The following is a 13,290-nucleotide window of genomic DNA, read 5'->3' on the forward strand; positions in this document are numbered from 1 at the left end:
TGTCATAATGAATGATTCGTTAAAAGCGCAATGTACCGCCGAGTTTTTGGGCACCGGGCTATTTTTGTTTTTCGGCATCGGCTGCCTGAGCGCGTTAAAGGTGGCGGGAGCCAGCCTCGGACTGTGGGAGATATGCATTATCTGGGGGCTGGGGATCTCGCTTGCCGTGTATCTGACTTCGGGGATCTCCGGCGGCCATCTCAACCCGGCGGTGACCGTCGCGTTATGGCTGTTTGCCTGCTTTCCCGGACGCAAAGTTTTCCCCTATATCGTTTCACAGGTTGCCGGCGCCTTTGGCGGCGCGGTGCTGGCCTATGTGCTGTACAGCACGATGTTTACCGAGTTTGAATCCGCCCACCATATCGCGCGCGGCAGCGTAGAGAGCCTGCAGCTGGCGAGTATTTTCAGCACCTACCCGGCGGCATCGCTGAGCATCTGGCATGCGGCGCTGGTTGAAGTGGTGATCACCTCCATGCTGATGGGGATGATTATGGCGCTGACCGACGACGGCAACGGCGTACCGAAAGGGCCGCTGGCCCCGCTGCTGATCGGCCTGCTGGTGGCGGTCATTGGCGCTTCAACCGGGCCGCTGACCGGCTTTGCAATGAATCCGGCGCGTGATTTTGGGCCGAAGCTGTTTACGTGGATGGCGGGTTGGGGCGATATCGCGATGACCGGCGGAAGGGATATACCGTACTTTATTGTGCCGATTATTGCGCCGCTGATCGGCGCCTGTCTCGGCGCGGCCATCTATCGTTATCTGATTGGTAATAATCTACCGTGTAATACCTGTAAATTAGAGGATTAATGCATCCGCTGAAATAGCGAAAAATTTTCATGAACCGGTATCACGAACTGGCTAAAAACGTCTCCCACGGATGGGAGACTTTTGCTATCGTAATATTCTTTTATCGTTGGCGGTAAATGATGATGAAAGGAAGTGAATATTAAAGAAATGTTTTATTTATAACAAAAAATTAACTGAGAGGTTTTATCATGATTTCTGCGAGCACACTGAACTCAGAACTCATTAATAAAATCGCACAGGATTTTGCGCAGGCCACCAGTCTGGCGGTTGTGGTTGTCAATATTCACGGTGATGAAATATCTGAACTGTTTAACTTCACCCCTTTCTGCCAGCTGATGCGCCAGCACCCCCAGCACAGCTCCCGCTGTCGCATGAGCGACCGCTGCGGCGGCCTCGAGGCCTCGAAAACCGATGCGCTCTGTATCTACCGCTGCCACGCCGGGTTAACCGATTTTTCCATTCCGCTGGTTATCGCCGGGCACCTTGTGGGCTTTGTGCTCTGCGGTCAGGTTCGTCTGAGCAACGATATCGAACTGGTGGACATCCTTAACGTGGATGACCGCTGGCAGGACGATCCGGCGCTGGTTCAGGCGTTCCGCGATGTGCCTGAGATGGACTATTCGCGGGTTATCGCCTCTGCGGATCTGCTCAAGCTGATCGTCGAGAATTGCCTGAAAAAACAGCTTAACTTCGTGGTTATCAAGGATAACCCGCCGCAGAACGACCCGGCGCAGAGCAGCCGGGCGGCCTCGCCGCACGATGGCAAAATGAAGAAGGCGCTGCGCTATATCGACGCGCATCTCTCTGATGAACTGCGTCTGGAGGAGGTGGCGGCGCACGTCTATCTCAGCCCGTACTACTTCAGCAAATTGTTTAAAAAATATCAGGGGATCGGCTTTAACGCCTGGGTCAATCAGCAGCGGATGGCGAGCGCAAAAGAACTGCTTTGCCACAGCGACTGGAGCATTGCCAGCATTGCGCGGAATTTAGGTTTTTCGCAAACCAGCTATTTTTGTAAAGTGTTTCGCCAGACCTATCAGGTAACGCCGCAGGCGTTTCGTCAGCAAATTAATGCCGGATCACAAACTGAGTCATTTTAAATGACAATATTTTGCTATTGCCGATTTTTGATATCCCGGAGTATCTTCATCATTATAAAATGAAAAAAACGACAGTAGAGCAATAAATTGTCATAGCGCAACAAAATAATGATATTCGAGGGATAAACTACACCAGTTTTTATTTTTGTGATGGGATAGAGTGTCCGTTAATACGAGACCGATGATTATTCAAAACCGCTTCACTCCGCAGGCGTCATTCTGGCGGGGGATAAGGCGGTAAAAGTAAGCTTGAAACATTAACCGCCGATGCAGGGCGCATCGGCGAATAAAACCGACAGGTTCGACACCAGTTTGGTGTCAGGGAAGGGGGTGTCAATCCCCCGCAGCCCCCGCTGCTGTGATGCTGACGACCCCGTAAAAACCACTGATCGTAAGATTGGGAAGGGCGGGCGAGAACGAAGCTAAGCCAGAAGACCTGCCTGCCGGTAACAGACCAACAACTTCGGTGGGAAGTGGGTGGCTTAGCGGTGCGTGGTCGCAGGACCAGGCATGCGCGCAGCTATACTCTGACCACCTGAACAGGACAGGTATGGCAACCAGGCGTGCGTTCATTCTTGCGGGTACCGGTAGCGGTTGTGGCAAAACCACCGTGACGCTCGGCCTGCTCAGCTTGCTCCAACAGCGCGGTTTGCGGGTGCAACCCTGTAAAGTGGGGCCAGACTATTTAGACACCGCCTGGCACACTGCCATCAGCGGCGTCGCCTCCCGCAATCTCGACAGCTTTATGCTTCCCGCCCCGATACTCAACGCGCTGTTTGCCGACCAGCTGCAGCAGGCCGATATCGCAGTCATTGAAGGGGTGATGGGCCTCTATGACGGCTACGGCACCGACCCCAACTACTGCAGCAGCGCGGCGATGGCCAAACAGCTTGGCTGCCCGGTGATTTTGCTGGTGGATGGCAAAGCGGTCTCGACCTCCATCGCCGCCACGGTGATGGGCTTTCAACATTTTGATCCGGCCCTCAATATCGCCGGCGTGATCGTTAATCGCGTCAACAGCGACACCCACTTCCAGCTGCTGAAAAGCGCCATTGAGCGCTACTGCCAGGCGCCGGTGCTCGGTTATGTGCCGCGCGTGGAAGGCGTGGCGCTGCCCGAGCGGCATCTGGGGCTGGTGACCGCCCGCGAGTCGGTGGTTAATCAACAGGCATGGCGGGATTTTGCCAGCCTGCTGGGGCGCACCCTCGACATCGACCGGCTGCTGTCCCTCAGCGAACTGGCGAACCTGCCGGCCGGCGAGTGGGGGGAGCAGCTTGCCGCCGACGCCGGCGAAGGGCTGACGCTGGCCCTCGCCGACGACGAGGCCTTCAATTTTTATTATCCCGATAACCTGGCGCTGCTGGTCCGCTGCGGCGTGAAGATCGTGCGCTTTAGCCCGCTGCGCGATCGCCATCTGCCGGCCTGCCAGATGATCTGGCTTGGCGGCGGCTACCCGGAGCTGCACGCGGCCGGCCTGTCAGCCAACCAGGAGATGCTGGCGCAGCTCCGCGCGGCGCACCGGCGCGGGGTGGCGATCTACGCCGAGTGCGGCGGCCTGATGTATCTGGGCTCCGCCCTGGAGGTCACCGGCGGCGAGCGCTATGCGATGGCGGATATCATTCCCGGCTACAGCCGGATGGGGACGCGTCTGACCCGGTTCGGCTACTGCGAAGCGCAGGCGCAGCAGCAGACGCTGCTGGCCGCCCCCGGCGAGTGGCTGCGCGGCCATGAATTTCATTACTCCGATTTTACTCCCGCCACCGCCGCCGTGCTGGCCTGCCGTAAACAGCGGGATGGCAAGACGCTTCAGCAGTGGCAGGGAGGATGGCAGTCCGGCAGCGCCTTTGCCAGCTATCTCCATGTCCATTTTGCCCAGCGACCCACCATGCTCAACCACTGGCTGCAGGCGGCAAGGAGGGCGCTATGATTCTTCTCGCCTGGTGTGTGGCCTGGATACTCGATGTCGTCATTGGCGATCCGCCGCATTGGCCGCATCCGGTGCGCTGGATAGGTCGTCTGATCAACATCAGCCAGTGCGTGGTGCGGCGGGTCTGCCATAGCGAGCGGGCGCTGCGCATTGGCGGCGGGGTGATGTGGCTGGTGGTGACCGGCCTGACGTGGGCTGTGGCCTGGGGCGTACTGGCGCTGGCGCGCGGGATCCACCCCTGGCTGGGATGGCTGGTGGAGGTATGGATGATCTTCACCGTGCTGGCGGGGCGCTGTCTGGCGCAGTCGGCGCGGGACGTCGAGCGACCGCTGCGCGCGGGGGATCTGGCGGAAAGCCGTAGCAAGCTGTCGTGGATTGTCGGGCGCGACACCACACAGCTCCAGCCGCAGCAGATTAACCGCGCGGTGGTGGAAACCGTGGCGGAAAACACCGTCGACGGCATTATCGCGCCGCTCTTCTTCCTGCTGCTCGGCGGCGCGCCGCTGGCCATGGCCTATAAGGCGGTCAACACCCTCGATTCCATGGTCGGCTATAAGCACGAAAAATACCGGGCGATCGGCATGGTCAGCGCCCGTCTTGACGATGTGGCCAACTTCCTTCCCGCCCGGCTGAGCTGGCTGCTGCTTAGCCTCGCCGCCGTGGTATGTCGGGAAGATGGCGCCCGGGCGCTGCGGACGGGCTGGCGCGATCGCTATCAGCACAGCAGTCCTAACTGCGCCTGGCCGGAAGCGACCGTCGCCGGCGCGCTGGGGATCCGCCTTGGCGGCCCGAACGACTACTTCGGCCAGCGCGTTGAAAAACCCTGGATAGGCGACGCCGTCCGCGACATTGCGGTGGACGATATTTCCCGAACCATTCGATTGATGTGGGTGGCGTCAACCCTGGCGCTGGCGCTGTTTATCGGCCTGCGCTACTGGCTGGTCGGCGCGGCCTGAGGAGAACCTGATGCAGTACATACAACAACCGCAGGCGATTGAGGCGAAAAGCTTCGACATTATCAGCGAGATCATCGCCGAAACGCGACCGGACTACCGTTTCGCCAGCCCGCTGCACGAGGCGATTATCAAGCGGGTGATCCACACCACCGCTGACTTCGAGTGGCTGGATATTCTGTGGTTTTCTCCGGATGCCCTGATCGCTCTGAGCGAGGCGCTGAGCCGGCCCTGCACCCTGTATACCGATACCACCATGGCGCTGTCCGGGATCAACAAAACCCTGTTAGCCCGCTTTGGCGGCGAATGCCGCTGCTATATCAGCGACCCGCGGGTGGTGCGCGAGGCGCAAAGCCGGGGGATGACCCGCTCGATGGCGGCGGTGGATATTGCGGTGCAGGAGCCCGGGGAGAAAGTGTTTGTCTTTGGCAATGCGCCAACTGCGTTGTTTCGCCTGCTGGAACACCGCGAAACGGCCATCGGCGGCGTGGTGGGGGTGCCGGTCGGGTTCGTCGGCGCCGCGGAGTCGAAAGCGGCGCTCAGCGAGAGCGGCCTGCCGGCTATCGCTGCGCTCGGCCGCAAAGGGGGAAGCAACGTGGCGGCAGCAATTGTGAACGCCCTGCTGTACCACCTGCGGGAGGCGCAATGAGCGATCAGGCCTTTGACGACCCGGTGTGGCATCACGGCAAAGCGCTGCGCAAGGGCTACACCACCGGCTCGTGCGCCACGGCGGCGGCAAAGGTGGCGGCGCTGATGGTGATGCGCCAGCACCTCATTCATCAGGTCTCCATTGTCACCCCTTCCGGCGTCACGCTGTGTCTTAACGTCGAATCGCCGCACGTCGAAGGGCAGCAGGCGATCGCCGCCATCCGTAAAGACGGCGGCGATGACGTTGACGCCACCCACGGGATGCTGATTTTCGCCCGCGTGACGCTCGACGACTCCGGCGAGATAACCCTGCGCGGCGGCGAAGGTATCGGCACAGTCACCCGCAAAGGGATCGGCCTGCCCATAGGCAGCCCGGCGATTAACCGCACCCCGCGGCACACCATCGAGTCGGCGGTGCGCGAGGCGATTGGCCCGTCGCGCGGGGCGACGGTAGAGATTTTCGCCCCGGAGGGCGAGGTGCGGGCGCAAAAAACCTATAACGCGCGGCTGGGGATCCTCGGCGGGATTTCGATTATCGGCACCACCGGGATCGTCACCCCGATGTCGGAAGAGAGCTGGAAGCGCTCGCTCTCCCTCGAGCTGGAGATCAAACGCGCCGCCGGACTGGAGCGCGTGGTGCTGGTGCCGGGGAACCACGGCGAGCGCTTCGTACGCGAGCAGATGGGCATCGACTCGCAGGTGGTGGTCACCATGAGCAACTTCGTCGGCTACATGATTGAAGAGGCCGTGCGCCTCGGGTTCCGTCAGATCGTGCTGATTGGCCATCCCGGCAAGTTGATTAAAGTCGCCGCCGGGATCTTCCATACCCACAGCCATATCGCCGATGCGCGCATGGAAACGCTGGTCGCGCATCTGGCGCTGCAGGGGGCACCGCTGGCGCTGCTGCAGCTGGTGAGCGAATGCGATACCACCGAAGCGGCGATGGAGCACATCGACGCGTACGGTTTTCAGCCTATCTATAACCATCTTGCTGAACGCATCTGTCTGCGGGTGATGCAGATGCTGCGCTTTACCAAAGCGCCGCCCGTCTGCGACGCCATCATGTTCTCCTTTGATAACAAGGTCCTCGGCAGCAATCGGCCGATCGCCGAGATTGCGCGGGAGATGTCATGTTAACGGTGGTTGGCATGGGGCCGTCAGGCCTGCATCTGATGACGCCGGCGGCGCAAGATGCGGTCGCCAGCGCGGATGCGCTGGTAGGCGGTAAGCGGCATTTAGAGCAGTTCCCCGGATTTCGCGGCGAACGGTTTGCGCTGGGCGCCAATATTGCCGAACTGCTGGTCTGGCTCGGCGAACGCGCAGCGCAGAAGGTGGTGGTGCTGGCCTCAGGCGACCCACTCTTTTACGGCATCGGCACGCGGCTGATCGCCCACTTTGGCATCGAGCGCGTGCGCATTATCCCCGGCATCAGCGCGGTGCAGTATCTCTGCGCGAAGGCCGGTATCGATATGAACGATATCTGGCTGACCAGCAGCCACGGACGGGACGTCTGTTTTGATGAGCTGGCGCGCCAGCGCAAGGTGGCGATGGTGACCGACGGGCGCTGCGGGCCGCGGGAAATCGCCGCCCAGCTGGCGGCGCGGGGTAAAGGGTATCGCTGGATGGTGATTGGCGAAAATCTGGCGATGGATAACGAGCGGATCCACTGGCTACCGGTCAGTGAGGTCGATGCCGAATATGAGATGAACGCGGTGGTGATCCTCGATGAAAGATGAGCTTTTTCTGCGCGGCGAGAAGGTGCCGATGACCAAAGAGGCGGTTCGCGCGCTGGCGCTGGCCAAACTTGAGCTACACCGGGCAAGCCACTTGATTGATATCGGCGCCGGTACCGGCAGCGTGTCGATTGAGGCGGCGCTGCAGTATCCCTCTTTGCAGGTAACCGCCATCGAACGCAACCCCGCGGCTCTCCGGCTGCTGGACGAAAACCGCCAGCATTTCGCCTGCGGCAATATTGAGATCCTGCCCGGCGAAGCGCCGATGGTGATGACCGAACGCGCCGACGCCATTTTTATGGGCGGCAGCGGCGGCCGCCTCGACGAGCTCATTGACTGGTCGTGGCAGCAGCTCTATCCCGGTGGCCGTCTGGTGATGACTTTTATCCTGCAGGAGAACCTGAATGCGGCTCTCGACTATCTGCAGCAGCGGGGGATTACACAGATTGATTGCCTGCAGCTGAACGTCTCATCGCTGACCACGCTGGGCAGCGGCCACTACTTCAAACCCCATAATCCCGTTTTTGTCATCGCCTGTCAGAAGGAAGGAAACCATGGCTGAGACTTTTGATCCCCATTGCGTGTGGTTCGTCGGCGCCGGTCCTGGCGATCGCGAACTGATTACTCTCAAAGGCTACCGTCTGCTGCAGCAGGCGCAGGTGGTGATCTACGCCGGGTCGCTGATCAACACCGAGCTGCTGGCCTACTGTCCGCCACAGGCGGAGTGTCACGACAGCGCCGCGCTGCATCTGGAGCAGATCCTCGATCTGATGGAAGCGGGCGTGAAGGCGGGAAAAACGGTGGTGCGCCTGCAGACGGGGGACGTCTCGCTGTACGGCTCGGTGCGTGAGCAGGGCGAAGAGCTGACCCGCCGCGGGATCCGCTGGCAGGTGGTGCCGGGCGTCAGCGCCTTCCTCGGCGCGGCGGCGGAGCTGGGGGTGGAATATACGGTGCCCGAGGTATCGCAAAGTCTGATTATTACCCGTCTGGAAGGGCGCACGCCGGTTCCTGCGCGCGAACAGCTGGAGGCCTTTGCCAGCCACCAGACCTCGATGGCGATTTACCTGTCGGTGCAGCGTATTCACCGGGTGGCGGAGCGGCTGGTGGAGGGCGGCTACCCGGCGACCACCCCGGTCGCGGTGATCTATAAGGCCACCTGGCCGGAAAGCCAGACCGTCCGCGGAACCCTTGCGGATATCGGCGATAAGGTACGCGACGCCGGGATCCGCAAAACGGCGCTGATCCTCGTCGGTCCCTTCCTCGGCGATGAGTATCACTACTCCAAACTGTACGCAGCGGATTTTAGCCATGAATACCGTAAAGCCTGAATCCATTGCCCTGTTTTGCCTGACGCCCGGCGGCGTGCGGCTGGCAAAAAGGCTGGCGGCGATGCTGCCGCTCACCTGCTACACCAGCGAGGCGCTGCAGGAGGAGGGGTTTATCCCCTTCAACGGCGGCTTTGCCAGCGCTGCCCGCGAGGCGTTCAGCAGCTTTTCGGCGCTGATTTTTATCGGCGCCACCGGGATTGCCGTGCGGGTGCTGGCGCCGCTGGTGAATGACAAGCTCAGCGACCCGGCGGTGGTGGTGATTGATGAGCACGCCCGGCACGTCATCAGCCTGCTCTCCGGCCATGCCGGGGGGGCGAATGCCCTGACCCGCTATCTCGCCGGGATGCTCGGCGCCGACCCGGTGATCACCACCGCAACCGACGTCAACGAGTTGGCCGCCCTCGACACACTGGCTGTTGAGCTGAACGCCCGGATGACCGATTTTCGCGCGACGGTGAAAACCGTCAATCAGATGCTGGTGAGTGGTAAGCGGGTGGGACTGTGGTGCGACGCTGAATTTACCGAGGCGCTAAGCCGCTGCGACCAGCGCGGCTTTATTTCGGTGAGGGACCTTACGCGCTTGCCGTCGCTCGACGCGCTGATCTGCATCACCGTGCGCCGATCGCTGCCGCCGCTGCCGATACCTCACTGGAAGCTGGTGCCCCAGCGGGTGGTGGCGGGGATCGGCTGCCGGCGCGACACCCCCTGCGCGCTGCTCAGTACGCTGCTGGAGCGACAGCTTGCTGCCCAGCGCCTTGACCCACTGGCGTTGAAAGCGATCGGCAGCGTGAGCCTGAAGGCAAACGAGCCGGGGCTCCGCCAGCTGGCTCATCGCTGCCAGGTGCCGTTCGAAACCTTCAGCGCCGAGGCGCTGCGCGAGCACGAGCACCGCTTTCCGGCCTCGTCTTTTGTCCGGGAGACGGTCGGCGTCGGCAGCGTCTCCGGCCCGGTGGCCTGGCTGCTGAGTCAGGGGAACCTGTCCGGCGAAACCCTGCGCGAGCAGGGCGTCACTATTACTTTGGGAGTTTCACACTGATGTTAAGCGTAATCGGAATTGGCCCTGGCTCGCAGGCGATGATGACCATGGAAGCCGTGGAGGCCCTGCAGGTGGCGGAGATTGTGGTGGGCTACAAGACCTACACCCACCTGGTAAAAGCCTTTACCGGTGACAAGCAGGTGATCAAAACCGGGATGTGCAAAGAGATTGAGCGCTGCCAGGCGGCGATTGAGCTGGCGCAGGCCGGGCATAACGTGGCGCTGATCAGCAGCGGCGATGCCGGCATCTACGGCATGGCGGGGTTGGTGCTGGAGCTGGTTAATAAGCAGCGGCTGGACATTGAGGTCCGCCTGATCCCGGGGATGACGGCCAGTATCGCCGCCGCCTCGCTGCTCGGCGCGCCGCTGATGCATGATTTCTGCCATATCAGCCTCAGCGATCTGCTGACGCCGTGGTCGGTGATTGAAAAACGCATTGTCGCCGCCGGGGAAGCGGACTTCGTTATCTGTTTTTACAACCCCCGCAGCCGCGGCCGCGAAGGGCATCTGGCGCGCGCCTTTGCGCTGCTGGCGGCCAGCAAAAGCGCGGATACGCCGGTTGGCGTGGTCAAATCCGCCGGGCGTAAAAAGCAGGAGAAATGGCTGACCACCCTCGGGGAGATGGATTTCGCCCCGGTGGATATGACCAGCCTGGTGATCGTCGGCAACAAAGCGACATACATCGATAACGGTCTGATGATTACCCCGCGAGGCTACGCGCTGTGAACCACGGCGACGTGCTGGTTATCGGGGGCACCAGCGATGCGCGGGCGATCTGCCAGCAGCTGGACGCCGCCGGCGTGCGCTACACCCTGTCGGTGGCGACCTCCACCGGCGAGCAGCTGGCCGGCGCTATCCGTGGCCAGATACGCTGCGGGCGCATGGAGTGGCAGCAGATGGCGGAGTGGCTGAAGGCGCAACGCACCCGCTGGGTGATCGATGCCTCTCACCCCTACGCCGAGGTGGTTAGCAAGAATATTGTACGCGCCTGCGCCAGCGTCGGAGTCTTGCTCAGCCGCTATCAAAGGCCGGAGCAGCTGAGCGATCTGCGCCATCCGCTTCTTCACGTCGTCGGCGATCTGAACGAGGCCTGCGCGGTAGCCCATCGCCTCGGCGAGCGGATCCTGCTGACCACCGGCAGCAAAGATCTGGCGGCCTGGCGGGCGGGGCTGGCGGAGAAAACGCTGCTTGCCCGGGTGCTGCCGGTGCCGGAGGTAGTTCAGCACTGCAGCGAACTGGGATTTGGCGTGGGGGAGATCTTTGCCCTCTGCGGGCCGTTCAGCGCTGAATTTAACGCCGCCTTTTATCGCCAGTGCCGGGCCGACGTCGTGGTGACGAAAGCCTCGGGGGCGGAAGGGGGCTATCAGGAAAAAGTACAACCCTGTCTCGATGCGGGGATCCCCTGCATCGTCATTACCCGTCCGGCGCCGCTGGTGACGGGCGATGAATTACTGCAAAGCCAGGCCGATTTCGCTGCGCGGCTGACGCGCTGGCTGTCGGCGACTTGAGGAACAGGATATGAAAAAAGCACTTCTGGTGGTGAGCTTTGGCACCAGCTATCACGACACCCGCGAGAAGAACATCGCCGCCTGCGAGCGCGATCTGGCCGCCAGCTGCCCGGACCGCACGCTGTTTCGCGCCTTCACCTCGGGGATGATTATTCGCAAACTGCAGCAGCGCGACGGCATCCATATCGATACCTCGCTGCAGGCCCTGCAAAAGCTGGCCGAGCAGGGGTACCAGGATGTGGCGATCCAGTCCCTGCACATTATCAACGGCGACGAGTACGAGAAGATCGTTCGCGAAGTGCAGAGCATGCGCCCGCGCTTTCAGCGTCTGACGCTGGGCGCGCCGCTGTTGAGCGGTCATGGCGATTACGTGCAGCTAATGCAGGCCCTGCGCCAGCAGATGCCGCCGCTGGCGGCGACGGAACGAGTGGTATTTATGGGGCATGGCGCCAGCCACCACGCCTTCGCGGCCTACGCCTGTCTGGATCATATGATGGCGGTGCAGGGTTTTCCGGCGCGGGTGGGGGCGGTGGAAAGCTATCCCGAAGTGGACATCGTGATTAACGAACTCGCTCGCCAGGGCGTGACCGGCGTGCACCTGATGCCGCTGATGCTGGTGGCCGGCGACCACGCCATTAACGATATGGCCTCGGACGAAGAGGACTCCTGGAAAACGCTGTTCAACGCCGCCGGTATCACGGCAACGCCGTGGCTGAGCGGGTTAGGGGAAAATCCGGCGGTGCGGGCGATGTTCGTCGCCCATCTGCAGCAGGCGCTGAATAACGCGATGGAGAAAGCAGCATGAGCGGCAAACTGTACGCCCTGAGCACCGGGCCGGGGGCGGCCGATCTGATCACTGTGCGTGCGGCGCGGATCCTCGGCCAGCTGGATGTGCTGTATGCGCCAGCCGGTCGCAAAGGCGGCGACAGCCTGGCCCTCTCCATCGTGCGCGAGTACCTTGGCGCACACACGGAGGTCCGCTGCTGCTATTTTCCGATGAGCGCCGACAGCGCGGAAAAAGAGGCGGTGTGGAACGATGTCGCCGCGGCGCTGGCCCAGGAAGTGGCGGCGGGCAGGCAGGTCGGATTTATCACCCTCGGCGATGCCATGCTGTTCAGCACCTGGGTCTTTCTGCTGCAGCGGATTGGCTGCCCGGACTGGCTGGAGATTGTCCCTGGCGTTACCTCCTTCGCCGCCATCGCTGCGCGGGCGAAAACCCCGCTGGCCATGGAGCAGCAGTCGCTGGCGGTGATCTCCTGCACCGCGCCGGAGGCGGACATTGCCGCGGCGCTGCGCCAGCATGACAGTCTGGTTCTGATGAAAGTCTACGGCCGCTTCGCCCGCATTAAGGCGCTGCTGGCGCAGGCGGGGCTGCTGGATGCGGCGCTGATGATGTCAGAGGCCACCCTGCCGGGTGAGCAGTGCTGGCGCAGCCTGCGCGAGGTCAGCGATGACCAGCCGCTGCCCTATTTCTCGACCATCCTGGTTAACAAACAGTGGGAGGAGGCGTAATGAATCAGGTGCAATCGCTGAAGCAGCTTTCGTATGGGGGGCTGGCGGCTGCTGTTCTGCTGATCATCGTCCCACAGGAGGCGTTCGCCATGCATATCATGGAGGGCTTTTTGCCGCCGATGTGGGCGCTGGCGTGGTGGCTGCTGTTTTTACCCTGCCTGTGGTACGGCCTGGTGCGCCTGCGGCGTATCGTCCAGGAAGAGAGCAATCAGAAGGTGCTGCTGGCTCTCTGCGGGGCGTTTATTTTTGTTCTTTCGGCGCTGAAGATCCCGTCGGTGACCGGCAGCTGCTCGCATCCCACCGGCGTTGGTCTGGCGGTGATCCTCTTCGGGCCGGGCGTAGTGGCGGTGCTGGGGGCGATCGTTCTGCTGTTCCAGGCGCTGCTGCTGGCGCATGGCGGCCTGACCACCCTTGGCGCCAACGGGATGTCGATGGCGGTGATCGGTCCGATGGTCGGCTATCTGGTGTGGAAGCTGGCCTGTCGGGCGGGGATCCGTCGCGATGTCGGGGTCTTTCTCTGCGCCATGCTGGCGGATCTGATGACCTACTTTGTCACCTCCGTCCAGCTCGGGGTGGCCTTTCCCGATCCGGCAACCGGCGCTGGTGGATCGATCGCCAAGTTTATGGGCATCTTCTGCCTGACGCAGATCCCCATCGCCATCGCGGAAGGGTTGCTCACCGTGATGATCTACGATCAGCTAACCAAACGGCGACTGATCGCCGCGGAGGGACATTAAT

General features: G+C 61.7%; 15 protein-coding genes and 1 riboswitch. All 15 genes read left to right on the top strand.

Annotation, left to right across the window (positions count from 1 at the left end; genetic code table 11):
- The first annotated feature begins 7 nt into the window (after positions 1–7).
- Positions 8–808, top strand: a complete 801-nt coding sequence (gene pduF, locus MKS11_RS02365) for a propanediol diffusion facilitator PduF (protein ID WP_004105118.1) — start codon at positions 8–10, stop codon at positions 806–808.
- A 188-nt stretch (positions 809–996) separates the two neighbouring features.
- The gene (gene pocR / locus MKS11_RS02370) at positions 997–1,908 is read left to right on the top strand and encodes a transcriptional regulator PocR (RefSeq protein ID WP_004205486.1); all 912 of its coding nucleotides are present in this window, start codon (positions 997–999) and stop codon (positions 1,906–1,908) included.
- Between the two features lie 280 nt (positions 1,909–2,188).
- Positions 2,189–2,367: riboswitch (cobalamin riboswitch) on the top strand.
- A gap of 91 nt (positions 2,368–2,458) precedes the next feature.
- Positions 2,459–3,835 carry a cobyrinate a,c-diamide synthase gene (locus MKS11_RS02375; protein WP_087770895.1) on the top strand — a complete coding sequence of 459 codons (1,377 nt, stop codon included), beginning with the start codon at positions 2,459–2,461 and terminating at the stop codon, positions 3,833–3,835.
- Positions 3,832–4,791: an adenosylcobinamide-phosphate synthase CbiB gene (gene cbiB, locus MKS11_RS02380; protein ID WP_087770894.1), complete on the top strand. Its 960-nt coding sequence runs from the start codon at positions 3,832–3,834 to the stop codon at positions 4,789–4,791. The genes MKS11_RS02375 and cbiB overlap by 4 nt, the downstream gene beginning before the upstream one ends.
- 10 nt (positions 4,792–4,801) lie before the next feature.
- Positions 4,802–5,437 (top strand): cobalt-precorrin-8 methylmutase, encoded by a 636-nt coding sequence (locus MKS11_RS02385; RefSeq protein WP_004205491.1) that lies wholly within the window; start codon positions 4,802–4,804, stop codon positions 5,435–5,437.
- The gene (gene cbiD, locus MKS11_RS02390) at positions 5,434–6,573 is read left to right on the top strand and encodes a cobalt-precorrin-5B (C(1))-methyltransferase CbiD (protein ID WP_048295501.1); all 1,140 of its coding nucleotides are present in this window, start codon (positions 5,434–5,436) and stop codon (positions 6,571–6,573) included. The genes MKS11_RS02385 and cbiD overlap by 4 nt, the downstream gene beginning before the upstream one ends.
- Positions 6,567–7,172 (top strand): cobalt-precorrin-7 (C(5))-methyltransferase, encoded by a 606-nt coding sequence (locus tag MKS11_RS02395; protein WP_017899210.1) that lies wholly within the window; start codon positions 6,567–6,569, stop codon positions 7,170–7,172. The genes cbiD and MKS11_RS02395 overlap by 7 nt, the downstream gene beginning before the upstream one ends.
- A complete protein-coding gene (locus MKS11_RS02400; RefSeq protein WP_023319048.1) occupies positions 7,162–7,731 on the top strand; it encodes a decarboxylating cobalt-precorrin-6B (C(15))-methyltransferase in 570 nt (189 codons plus the stop codon). The genes MKS11_RS02395 and MKS11_RS02400 overlap by 11 nt, the downstream gene beginning before the upstream one ends.
- Positions 7,724–8,497, top strand: a complete 774-nt coding sequence (locus tag MKS11_RS02405; protein WP_004149602.1) for a cobalt-precorrin-4 methyltransferase — start codon at positions 7,724–7,726, stop codon at positions 8,495–8,497. Before MKS11_RS02400 ends, MKS11_RS02405 begins: the two co-directional genes overlap by 8 nt.
- Positions 8,478–9,533, top strand: a complete 1,056-nt coding sequence (gene cbiG, locus MKS11_RS02410; RefSeq protein WP_087770893.1) for a cobalt-precorrin 5A hydrolase — start codon at positions 8,478–8,480, stop codon at positions 9,531–9,533. Before MKS11_RS02405 ends, cbiG begins: the two co-directional genes overlap by 20 nt.
- On the top strand, positions 9,533–10,258 hold the full coding sequence (locus tag MKS11_RS02415) for a precorrin-3B C(17)-methyltransferase (RefSeq protein ID WP_064795100.1): 726 nt from the start codon (positions 9,533–9,535) through the stop codon (positions 10,256–10,258). Before cbiG ends, MKS11_RS02415 begins: the two co-directional genes overlap by 1 nt.
- Entirely contained in the window at positions 10,255–11,040 is a 786-nt protein-coding gene (locus MKS11_RS02420; protein ID WP_064795101.1) for a cobalt-precorrin-6A reductase, read from the top strand. Before MKS11_RS02415 ends, MKS11_RS02420 begins: the two co-directional genes overlap by 4 nt.
- Before the next feature lie 10 nt (positions 11,041–11,050).
- The gene (gene cbiK / locus MKS11_RS02425; RefSeq protein WP_087770892.1) at positions 11,051–11,845 is read left to right on the top strand and encodes a sirohydrochlorin cobaltochelatase; all 795 of its coding nucleotides are present in this window, start codon (positions 11,051–11,053) and stop codon (positions 11,843–11,845) included.
- A complete protein-coding gene (locus MKS11_RS02430) occupies positions 11,842–12,552 on the top strand; it encodes a cobalt-factor II C(20)-methyltransferase (RefSeq protein WP_087770891.1) in 711 nt (236 codons plus the stop codon). Before cbiK ends, MKS11_RS02430 begins: the two co-directional genes overlap by 4 nt.
- Positions 12,552–13,289, top strand: coding sequence for a cobalt ECF transporter S component CbiM (gene cbiM / locus MKS11_RS02435; RefSeq protein WP_004205506.1), 738 nt, complete (start codon positions 12,552–12,554; stop codon positions 13,287–13,289). Before MKS11_RS02430 ends, cbiM begins: the two co-directional genes overlap by 1 nt.
- The last annotated feature ends 1 nt before the right edge of the window (position 13,290 follow it).

Origin of the sequence: Klebsiella sp. K5-45, from assembly GCF_030128605.1 — a bacterium.
GTDB classification, from domain to species: domain Bacteria; phylum Pseudomonadota; class Gammaproteobacteria; order Enterobacterales; family Enterobacteriaceae; genus Klebsiella; species Klebsiella quasipneumoniae.